Origin of the sequence: Microcoleus sp. PH2017_05_CCC_O_A (assembly GCF_020738785.1) — a bacterium.
Taxonomy (GTDB): Bacteria; Cyanobacteriota; Cyanobacteriia; order Cyanobacteriales; family Microcoleaceae; genus Microcoleus.
Genome location: NZ_JAEQCB010000188.1, coordinates 1 through 8,813 on the forward strand (window position 1 = coordinate 1; position 8,813 = coordinate 8,813).

14 protein-coding genes are annotated in these 8,813 nt (G+C 44.4%); 8 read left to right on the plus strand and 6 right to left on the minus strand.

What is annotated here, in order from left to right; genetic code table 11:
- The first annotated feature begins 270 nt into the window (after positions 1-270).
- From JGK20_RS30250 to JGK20_RS30275, 6 genes are all read left to right on the plus strand, one after another.
- Complete coding sequence (locus JGK20_RS30250; RefSeq protein WP_366039679.1) at positions 271-1,563, plus strand: ABC transporter substrate-binding protein; 1,293 nt, start codon at positions 271-273, stop codon at positions 1,561-1,563.
- A gap of 121 nt (positions 1,564-1,684) precedes the next feature.
- Positions 1,685-2,635, plus strand: a complete 951-nt coding sequence (locus JGK20_RS30255; protein WP_293186881.1) for a branched-chain amino acid ABC transporter permease — start codon at positions 1,685-1,687, stop codon at positions 2,633-2,635.
- A gap of 153 nt (positions 2,636-2,788) precedes the next feature.
- Entirely contained in the window at positions 2,789-3,724 is a 936-nt protein-coding gene (locus tag JGK20_RS30260) for a branched-chain amino acid ABC transporter permease (protein ID WP_293233247.1), read from the plus strand.
- A gap of 129 nt (positions 3,725-3,853) precedes the next feature.
- Positions 3,854-4,072 (plus strand): hypothetical protein, encoded by a 219-nt coding sequence (locus JGK20_RS30265; RefSeq protein ID WP_293186879.1) that lies wholly within the window; start codon positions 3,854-3,856, stop codon positions 4,070-4,072.
- A gap of 26 nt (positions 4,073-4,098) precedes the next feature.
- Complete coding sequence (locus JGK20_RS30270) at positions 4,099-4,458, plus strand: aspartyl protease family protein (protein ID WP_293186878.1); 360 nt, start codon at positions 4,099-4,101, stop codon at positions 4,456-4,458.
- A gap of 9 nt (positions 4,459-4,467) precedes the next feature.
- The gene (locus tag JGK20_RS30275) at positions 4,468-4,641 is read left to right on the plus strand and encodes a hypothetical protein (protein WP_293226139.1); all 174 of its coding nucleotides are present in this window, start codon (positions 4,468-4,470) and stop codon (positions 4,639-4,641) included.
- A gap of 11 nt (positions 4,642-4,652) precedes the next feature.
- On the opposite strand, the gene JGK20_RS30280 is transcribed toward JGK20_RS30275, so the two are convergent.
- The 3 genes from JGK20_RS30280 to JGK20_RS30290 form a co-directional block, all read right to left on the minus strand.
- Positions 4,653-5,120, minus strand: coding sequence for a hypothetical protein (locus tag JGK20_RS30280; RefSeq protein ID WP_293186877.1), 468 nt, complete (start codon positions 5,118-5,120; stop codon positions 4,653-4,655).
- A gap of 191 nt (positions 5,121-5,311) precedes the next feature.
- A complete protein-coding gene (locus JGK20_RS30285; protein ID WP_293208355.1) occupies positions 5,312-5,770 on the minus strand; it encodes a hypothetical protein in 459 nt (152 codons plus the stop codon).
- Between the two features lie 222 nt (positions 5,771-5,992).
- A complete protein-coding gene (locus JGK20_RS30290; protein ID WP_293208353.1) occupies positions 5,993-6,148 on the minus strand; it encodes a hypothetical protein in 156 nt (51 codons plus the stop codon).
- Positions 6,149-6,171: 23 nt separating this feature from the next.
- On the opposite strand from JGK20_RS30290, the gene JGK20_RS34685 reads away from it, so the two are divergent.
- Both JGK20_RS34685 and JGK20_RS34690 read left to right on the plus strand, forming a co-directional pair.
- Positions 6,172-6,387 carry a hypothetical protein gene (locus tag JGK20_RS34685; protein WP_325315940.1) on the plus strand — a complete coding sequence of 72 codons (216 nt, stop codon included), beginning with the start codon at positions 6,172-6,174 and terminating at the stop codon, positions 6,385-6,387.
- Positions 6,388-6,465: 78 nt separating this feature from the next.
- Positions 6,466-6,789 (plus strand): hypothetical protein, encoded by a 324-nt coding sequence (locus JGK20_RS34690; RefSeq protein ID WP_363319241.1) that lies wholly within the window; start codon positions 6,466-6,468, stop codon positions 6,787-6,789.
- A gap of 43 nt (positions 6,790-6,832) precedes the next feature.
- On the opposite strand, the gene JGK20_RS30300 is transcribed toward JGK20_RS34690, so the two are convergent.
- The 3 genes from JGK20_RS30300 to JGK20_RS30310 all read right to left on the minus strand — a co-directional run.
- The gene (locus tag JGK20_RS30300; protein WP_293208351.1) at positions 6,833-7,162 is read right to left on the minus strand and encodes a XisI protein; all 330 of its coding nucleotides are present in this window, start codon (positions 7,160-7,162) and stop codon (positions 6,833-6,835) included.
- A complete protein-coding gene (locus JGK20_RS30305; RefSeq protein ID WP_293214082.1) occupies positions 7,129-7,596 on the minus strand; it encodes a XisH family protein in 468 nt (155 codons plus the stop codon). Before JGK20_RS30305 ends, JGK20_RS30300 begins: the two co-directional genes overlap by 34 nt.
- 111 nt (positions 7,597-7,707) lie before the next feature.
- Positions 7,708-8,813: WD40 repeat domain-containing protein (locus JGK20_RS30310; protein WP_293233249.1), on the minus strand; the 1,106-nt coding region annotated here is incomplete at its 5' end.

Genomic DNA, 8,813 nt, shown 5'->3' on the forward strand with positions numbered 1-8,813 from the left:
TCTCTGTGCCTTAAGTTCGCGGTGTGAACCGCTCTCTCTCTGGCGCTTTATTAATATACTTATTTCGCAAGGGCTTGTCAAGCGTTTTGCGAAAATAATCTTGACTTTTTTTGAATTCATACACCGTATGGGTTTCGACTGTTGAGACCGACTCTTTGACCCGATCGCCCAATCTGCTTTTCCGGATTTCACTTGTTTGGGGCGTAATTCTAAGGTTTTTTCCGGGGACTCGGACGCTAATGGGTAGAATATCTCTACAGACACAGACAGATGTTCTATATATATGTGTTCGATCGCCCGCCCATGAAAAAACCTACTGCTCGTCCTACTGCCTTGTTCCTTACCTGCGCCTCACTGCTGCTGGCTTGCAGTCAGACCAACACTCCCCAGACTGGTACTAATACAGTATCTCCAGGTACTTCACCAACTCCCACAGCTACGCCACAGGCTTCGGCTGCGGGGAACTCTGCGGCTATTCCGGTTGGGGTTGGGGTCGCGCAAACTAGCAATGTGGCTTTACTTGGTCAGGAACAGGTGGCTGGGGCTAAAATTGCTGAGAAGTATTTTAACGATAAGGGCGGTGTGGATGGGACGCCGATTAGACTGGTGTTCCAAGATACGGGTGGAGATGAACAAGGGGCGATTAATGCGTTCAATACTCTGATCAATCAGGATAAGGTTGTGGGTATTGTGGGCCCAACTCTATCACAGCAGGCTTTTGGTGCCGATCCGATCGCCGATCGCGCCAAAGTTCCCGTGCTCGCACCCTCCAATACGGCTAAAGGCATTCCCCAGATTGGCGATTATGTGGCCAGAGTCTCCGCGCCTGTAGCTGTGGTAGCACCGAATGCGGTTAAAGCTGCACTGAAGCAAAATCCCAATACTAAGAAAGTAGCCGTGTTTTTTGCTCAGAATGATGCTTTCAGCAAATCTGAGACTGAAACTTTTCAGAAAACCGTTAAAGAGATGGGACTGGAATTGGCAACAGTCCAAAAATTCTTGACTACTGATACAGATTTCCAATCTCAAGCCACTAATGCGATCAATGTCAAGCCCGATTTGATCATTATTTCTGGGTTGGCCGCAGATGGAGGCAATTTAATTAAGCAATTGCGGGAGTTGGGCTACAAAGGCGTTATCATTGGCGGCAACGGTTTGAATACTTCCAATGTATTTACTGTTTGTAAGGCTCTTTGCGATGGGGTTTTGATTGCCCAAGCGTACAGCCCGGAATATCAGAATGAAATTAATAAGGCTTTTCGCGATGCTTATCGCGCTCAATTTAAGAAGGAACCGCCTCAGTTTAGCGCTCAAGCTTTTACGGGCGTTCAAGTTTTTGTGGAGTCATTAAAGGCAATTAATGCTCAGTCTAAGGTTAGTGAAAAGCCTTTGGCAGACTTGCGTACAAAGCTTAATGAGCAGTTGTTGACTGGTAAGTACGATACACCTTTGGGGGAAATTTCTTTTACGCCGGAAGGTGAAATCAATCAGAAAGACTTTTATGTGGCACAAATTAAAATGGATGCGGATGGAGTTAATGGGAAGTTTGAGTTTCTGAAATAAAGGAAGTTCGGCAAGGAATTTTGTAGCGGATTTAACGGATGCAGTCAAAAAATAGGACAGTAGTTTTTTAGCCTATTTGTGATTGAATGATTTAATTTTGATGCCTAATTTGTGACTGGCGATGGACTTAACTCTGTTTCTGCAACAATTTCTGAATGGTTTGTCGATCGGCAGCGTGTATGCTATTTTTGCCCTGGGGTACACGCTGGTTTTTTCTATTCTCGGGATTATTAATTTTGCTCACGGTGCAGTGTTTACTTTGGGTGCTTATTTCACTTATGCGCTGATGGGCGGTGCTTTCGGTTTTAACGGGTTGTTGGCTAATGCTAGAATTCCCGTGCAGTTGCCTTTTGCGGTGGCGCTAATTTTGGGCAGTGTGTTGGCTGGTTTGGTGGGAGTAATTGTGGAAAGAGTTGCTTTTTTGCCTTTACGCCGCAGAAACTCAGATCCTTTGCTGACGGTGGTTTCGAGTTTGGGGGCGGCGGTGGCGATCGCAAATATGATTCAATATCTTGTCGGGGCTGAGATTTACACTTTTCCGGCGAATACTTACGGCAATTTGCCAGCAGCTATTAACTTTGGTACGGCGGATCAACAGATTCCGATTCGGACTGTGCAAATAGTTATTTTTGTGGTGGCTGTGGCGATTGTTAGTCTCCTAACTTACTTGATAAATTTTACTAAATTTGGTAAGGCAATGCAGGCGGTGGCTGAAGATGCTACTACTTCTAGTCTGTTGGGGATTGATACTGACAGGTATATTGTTTTGACGTTTTTTGTGAGTAGTTTTCTGGCTGGTTTGGCGGGGAGTTTGGTGGGTTCTAGTGTGAGTATTGCGGGGCCGTATTTTGGGATTGCTTTTGGTTTGAAGGGTTTGGCTGTGATTGTGCTTGGTGGGTTGGGGAGTATTCCGGGGGCTGTTTTTGGTGGCTTTATCATTGGTTTGGTGGAGGCTTTTGTACCGGGTGATTTTTCGGCTTATAAGGATGCTGTGGCTTTTGCGATATTGTTTGTGATGCTGTTGGTTAGGCCGCAGGGTTTGTTTGGTCGGCGTTTGATTCAAAAGGTGTAAGTTTGTTAGCTCGATTCCGGTTACATCGGAATGATTGAACCGCAGAGGGCGCAGAGGGCGCAGAGAAAGAGAAGAGAGAAATGAATAATTCTGATGCGATCGCATTTGATAGAAAGCCCGTATTTAAGTATGTTTATAATTTAAGATAAAGTTATGGCTACATTTTTTACTACTTATGGGTTTCTGATTGTCTCGATGTTGCTGGGTGCAATGTTGGGAATGTCGCTGTATTTGCCTCTAATGACTGGTCAGTTGTCTCTCGCTAGCCCTGGTTTTTATGCTTTGGGTGGGTATATTGCGGCGATTTTATCTACGACGGTATTTAAGCAGACAGAAGGTTTATTTCCTCTGCCATTGCTGTTGGTGGAGATGATAATTGCAGGGGCTGTTTCGGGGTTGTTGGGTATTTTGGTGGGAGTTCCGGCGCTGCGGTTGCGGGGGATTTATTTGGCGATCGCAACTATTGCTTTTGTGGAAATTCTGCGGGTTTTATCGCTGAATCTGGACATCACTGGCGGGGCTGTGGGGATTTTTGGGATTCCGCAACCGTTTGGAACGCCGATCGAATATTTGTGGGTTGTACTGCCTTTACTGTTGGTAAGCATGGCGATTCTCTACCGGCTGGAACGCATCCGGGTGGGGCGGGCTTTTGCGGCGATTCGGGCTGATGAGTTGGCGGCTGACGCGATCGGCATTAACCCGACTTTTTACAAGGTTCTGGCTTTTACTTTGGGTGCTATTTTAGCAGGCGTTGTTGGTGCGGTTAGCGCGCATTTTCTCAATACTTGGAACGCCCGTCAAGGTACTTTTGATGCTAGTATTATTTACTTGACTTCTGTGTTGATTGGTGGTAGCAGAACCTTTGTAGGGTCGGTTTTGGGCGGGATGGTTTTTACTGCCTTACCGGAGGTTTTGAGGGGGATGGCAACTATTCAGGGATTGCCGGTTTGGTTGGCGCAATTTTTGCGGGATGGGCGGTTAATTGTATTTGGGGTGCTGATTGTTTTGGGGACGATATTTTTTCCGCAAGGGTTGGTGACGCCAGAGTTGTTGAAAAAGTGGAAAAAGGGCGATCGTACTTCTGTTTAAAATTAGATTTTTGGTAAAAAAAGACAATGTGCGATCGCATCCCAGTCCTTATCGATCGCCTATCTATAAAACCGTGTCTCACAGATCGTTTATGATAAATGTATCCTTGTATGTCTGGGAGTTTAAACTATGTCTCTCGCTGAGTTAATTCCTTTGGTGAACAGTCTGAGCCAGTCAGACAAATTATCACTCTTCAAACTCCTAGCTGTGCAAATCCCAAAGGCTGAACTACAAGTTATCTTTTCTGCATCAGAGTATCCGGTTTGGTCGCCCTACGACGCAACGGAAGCTGCAAACCTTCTGATGCAGATGATTCGGGATGACCGAGAGGCATCTACTCATACCTAGTACGATCGAGTTTCCCTTTTCTGACGATGAAGCATTACCCACGATTCCCATCACTCGCTCGTCATGCAGGCTTTTCTGTCTCCGCGAATGCACTGCTAGATACTGGGTCTGCGGTCAACCTATTACCTTATGACATAGGGCTGCAATTGGGTGCAATTTGGGAGGAACAAACTGTCCGCTTGCCATTGGCAGGAAATCTTGCAAGTGTTGAGGCGCGGGGTGTATTTGTGCAGGTTCAAATTGGGAATTTGGAACCAGTTCGTCTAGCATTTGCCTGGGCAGAATCCTCTCAAATACCCTTAATTCTTGGGCAAACAAACTTCTTTCGAGAATTTGATGTTTGTTTTCAGAGATCGCGATGCACGATCGAGATTATCCGCTTCTAATAAGCGTCGATGTCGATCGGTAAAAAAGAGAGGGGCGAGCGCATCCACACAAAGAGTGCGATCGCCCTGTCCGTGAAAAAAGACAAGGTGCGATCGCATCCACACCCCTTATCGATCGCCATCAATAAAAAAAGTAATAGCGCTCTAGTGAGAAATAGCGTCTTCAGATTAGAACTTCCATAAACGTGGGCGACCTATTGGATAGGTCTACCGTCTGGGATGCTGACCAAAGCCGGACAAGATATAGGTGTTACCGCTTTTAGAACAAAGTTACGTTCAAAAGCTTTTGGACCTGCAACCCAGCGTTTAGTACCTTGATCCAAAAGATACGCTTTGTTATTTAAACGATGACCGTTCTCTTTACAAAGAACAACTCTATTTTCCATTGTTAATGGTGATGCTTCCTCAATCAGCTCGACATCTATATATTGCTGAACCTGCCTTCCAGGAAACAAGAGGTCGAAAACATTAGGACCTGCAATCCACCGTCGTTTTCCTTGATCGATCCAGTAGACTTTACCATTACTAGGATGCGCGAGTAGTAAGCCATTCAAATCTGAGCGGTTCTTAGGTTGAGCTTGAGCATCATTAATAAATCCAGTAAAAACTTGGGCTAAGGTAGCCGCAGCAAGGCACATTGTAAATTTCAGTAATTTATTCATCTTGTCACCTAAACATTCGCATCTATCGATTTACAGTCATAAATCAACAGAGATAACTCTGTCAGTCGGATTGAGTCGGAACTTTTCCCGAAAAATTTGCTCAAATGTCGCAAAGATCGGAGAATATCTGAAAAACCTCCCTATCTGATCGCTCTACGGACATCGCAGAAGTATTAAAAATACCCAAGATTTTATCCAGGATTGGGGCAAGTACCAATATTTGTCAAACCTTGAGAGATAACTTCTAGAGAAAGACCTTCCAGCGGCGCTCCAAATTGCTGGCGTAACAATCCGAACAATGACGGTCCTACGTGGCAAATCTCTTTACGGGAGTTGATGTACATCACTCTGCCTTGGTTGTTTGGTGGCACATAAAGCCCTTGAGGCCATAGACAACCACCTCGAAAATTATAGGGAGTAAAAGGTGCATTTCCTCTACTCGGCATACCTCTATTAACAAATAGCCTCAACTGGGGAGGACCGACAATGTGACACGAAGTTTTCTCGGTGTTATTCCAGTAATATAGGTGACCTTGACTCTCATAGATACCAGATAAAATATTTGGAGGTGGTGGATTCTGAGCTACCCCTGGTAATGCAGAAGCAAAAATTCCAACTCCAGAAATCATGCCCACAATCAATTTTTTCATACTTATCTCCTTTTACGGATTCATATTTAACAATCTAAGTGTCAAACAATACCTTCCCAATCCAAACCCAAGCCCGATCGCCCTGTCAGTCGGATTGAGTCGGAACTTTTCCAGAAAAATTTGCTCAAATGTCGGAAAGATCGGATAATATCGGAAAAACCTGTCTATCTGACCGATCGATGGACATCGCAGAAGCCTGAAAACTGGTAGATGAAATTCTGTTCACAATACAGGCGATCGCCCAAAACCTATAAGATAATTTAGAAGTGCGATCGCAACTCGCAAAATAGTAAAGCCCCATCGGTCGCTGTTGGAGATTAAGATTAGATGCCCAGTCCCTTCTACCAACCAAGCTGCTTTGTAGCTCTTCCTTATCATAGACCGATCGCCCAAAACTGACAATGGAAAAAAAGACGGAAAAAGACGGGTATTTCTCAACTCGGGGTGCAAGGCGGAAAAAGACGGAAAAAGTCTGGTATAGTAACGAGAGTTCTCTGACACCCCTAGTGATGAACACCGCCGATATCTTGGAATTTGTAGATGAAGCGCTCAACGCGAAAACAGGCAAACATCTCAATGACTTGCAGCGTAAAATTATCGAGGGAATACTGAATTGACAAAAATATTCTGATATTGCAGGTACTTACGGTTGTACGGCGGGTCATGCTAAGGATTTAGGTTATAAACTTTTGCAAATGTTATCTGATACTTTTGATGAACCAGTTGATAAAAGTAATCTGGAATCTGTTCTAGAACGGCAATTAAATCTGAATATAAATTTTGGCGATCGCAACACTACTAATTTTTGGGAGAGCAACACAATTAATTATATCAATGGTTGCTCAGAACTACCCACTTCTACCCCAGATAAAAGTCAGGCTGCGACTCCCGACTATCAGGACGGCACGAATCAAGTTAAAATTGACATGGTTGGTAAATTACGACAGTTGGGATTGAAGGATGAGCAAATTGCAGGGGTGCTAGGACTACCCTTGGATGTCGTGAAGCAGATAGATTGAAAAGAATGAGTTTATTTTTCGATCGCTCTTTTGCCTTTCATCACTACACAGCGGTAGTCAAAGCTGTTAAAGAGTGTGGCAGAAAAGCTAAAACAATAGCGTTTTCTGGAATACCTTGGTCTATTAAATTTTGGGTAATGCCACATTCCATGCCGTCGTATTCAATATAAACTTTTCCATCTTCTAGGGTAATGTAAATTAAATTCCCTCTCACTCGCCGTCCTCTATCCCAACCCACTTGCATTAAAGCATAGCGATCGCGCGTTTCATCCAACACCGGATCTAGTCTAATGTCTCCATGAGAGGGACGCAATTTAGCGTATTGAAGAATCACCTGTTTTACGATTTCTCGATAGGTCGCGCTGGTATCCATTGTTTTACCTCGGTTTTTTTCAAATCTATAATCACCAATTTTAGGGGAATTTCGGCGATGACGAGTTCACCAATTGGCTCACTGAAGACATCGTAATAAGCGGTGTCAGGAATGGCTAAGTAAACCTGGCGTTCCGGATCGACTTGCTTCAGCAATAGCCGATAAACCATATATTGTCCAATTGCTTGCTCTAAATTGGCGATCGCTGATGGGCCGCGAAATTCTTTAATCTCGATAGCGATGCGACTGTTTTGATATTCTGCACCAATGAACCGTCCGTCAATCCGATCGAGACTGGATGATTCAGTAGCACCTAAATCTACAAATAAAAATCGCTCCCCGTAAGAAATAACATAGGGATCGTCGGTGATTTGCCAACCATCTTTGACAATTGCTTGTTTGACAATGTTATGGATAGAATCTCTTGCGGGCATTACCTAAATTTTAGCTAAGTTTATCTATTATAGCGCGATCACAATCCGATTTCTGCGATTCGGGAGTTGTGGCGGAAATTGGAGAGGGAGAATGGAATGACTTCTACTATTTTATCGATTGCACCCCCAAATTTTAATAGTTCTGTCACTGCTGCCGCTCGCCAAAAACTCTCCTTCCGGGCTAAAATTAACAGAATACACCGAGTTAGTATGACCCGCAATATTACAAATTTCTTCACCGTCTTTAACCCGCCAAATCTTGATTGTTTGATTGCTGCTACTAGCCAGAATCTCGCTATCTGGACTAAATGCGATCGAATCAACGTACCAGGAATGACCTGTAATAGTTAAAACTTCTTGCCAATCTTTAACCCACCAAATTTTGATCGTATTGTCGTGACTGCCGCTTGCCAGAAACTCTCCGTTTGGGCTGAAAGCTAGGCAGCGAACGCAGTCCGTATGACCTGTCAGCGTGCGAATTAGCTTGCCATCTTTGACTCGCCAAATTTTGATGGTTCTGTCCCAACTGCTGCTAGCAATAGTTTCTCCGTCTGGACTGAAGGCGACAAAGTAAACTAAGTTAATGTGACCGGAGAATGTGCGAATTTCTTGCCCGTCTTTCACGCGCCAAAGTTTGATGGTTTTGTCCCAACTGCTACTAGCAATAGTTTCGCCATCTGGACTGAAAGCTAAGCCATAAACGGAGTTAATGTGACCGGAAAGTGTGCGAATTTCTTGCCCGTCTTTCATTCGCCAAAGTTTGATTGTTTTGTCGTGGCTGCTGCTGGCGAGTGTCTTTCCGTCAGGGCTGAAAACTACTGTATAAACTGAGTTAGCGTGTCCTGCGAGAGTGACTATTTCTTGTCCGTCTTCTACTCGCCACAGTTTGATTGTTTTGTCATCACTGCCGCTGGCTAGGACTTCTCCGTTGGGGCTGAAAGCTACAGATGAAATTAAGTTTTTGTGTCCGCTTAATGTGTGAATACATTGCCAGTTATGGGTTTGCGGTGGGGGCGGATTGGGATTAGTGGCGGGTTTAACTGGTTTGGTGATTTTTTGCGGAATGGTGAGTTTAATTGCTGCTTCTGGATTCAGTTGTGTTAATACTTCTACAGCCATTTGATAGCGGCGGTTGGTAGCATTTTCAATCATTTTATCTAAAATTTTCCCGAGTTCTTTACTCACCGGGTTGTTACTTAAATACTGCCGCCAAATCC

Coding starts and splice junctions, on each gene's coding strand:
- JGK20_RS30250 (WP_366039679.1), top strand. CDS start 271: ATGTTCTATATATATGTGTTCGATCGCCCGCCCATGAAAAAACCTACT.
- JGK20_RS30255 (WP_293186881.1), top strand. CDS start 1,685: ATGGACTTAACTCTGTTTCTGCAACAATTTCTGAATGGTTTGTCGATC.
- JGK20_RS30260 (WP_293233247.1), top strand. CDS start 2,789: ATGGCTACATTTTTTACTACTTATGGGTTTCTGATTGTCTCGATGTTG.
- JGK20_RS30265 (WP_293186879.1), top strand. CDS start 3,854: ATGTCTCTCGCTGAGTTAATTCCTTTGGTGAACAGTCTGAGCCAGTCA.
- JGK20_RS30270 (WP_293186878.1), top strand. CDS start 4,099: ATGAAGCATTACCCACGATTCCCATCACTCGCTCGTCATGCAGGCTTT.
- JGK20_RS30275 (WP_293226139.1), top strand. CDS start 4,468: ATGTCGATCGGTAAAAAAGAGAGGGGCGAGCGCATCCACACAAAGAGT.
- JGK20_RS30280 (WP_293186877.1), bottom strand. CDS start 5,120: ATGAATAAATTACTGAAATTTACAATGTGCCTTGCTGCGGCTACCTTA.
- JGK20_RS30285 (WP_293208355.1), bottom strand. CDS start 5,770: ATGAAAAAATTGATTGTGGGCATGATTTCTGGAGTTGGAATTTTTGCT.
- JGK20_RS30290 (WP_293208353.1), bottom strand. CDS start 6,148: ATGATAAGGAAGAGCTACAAAGCAGCTTGGTTGGTAGAAGGGACTGGG.
- JGK20_RS34685 (WP_325315940.1), top strand. CDS start 6,172: ATGGAAAAAAAGACGGAAAAAGACGGGTATTTCTCAACTCGGGGTGCA.
- JGK20_RS34690 (WP_363319241.1), top strand. CDS start 6,466: ATGTTATCTGATACTTTTGATGAACCAGTTGATAAAAGTAATCTGGAA.
- JGK20_RS30300 (WP_293208351.1), bottom strand. CDS start 7,162: ATGGATACCAGCGCGACCTATCGAGAAATCGTAAAACAGGTGATTCTT.
- JGK20_RS30305 (WP_293214082.1), bottom strand. CDS start 7,596: ATGCCCGCAAGAGATTCTATCCATAACATTGTCAAACAAGCAATTGTC.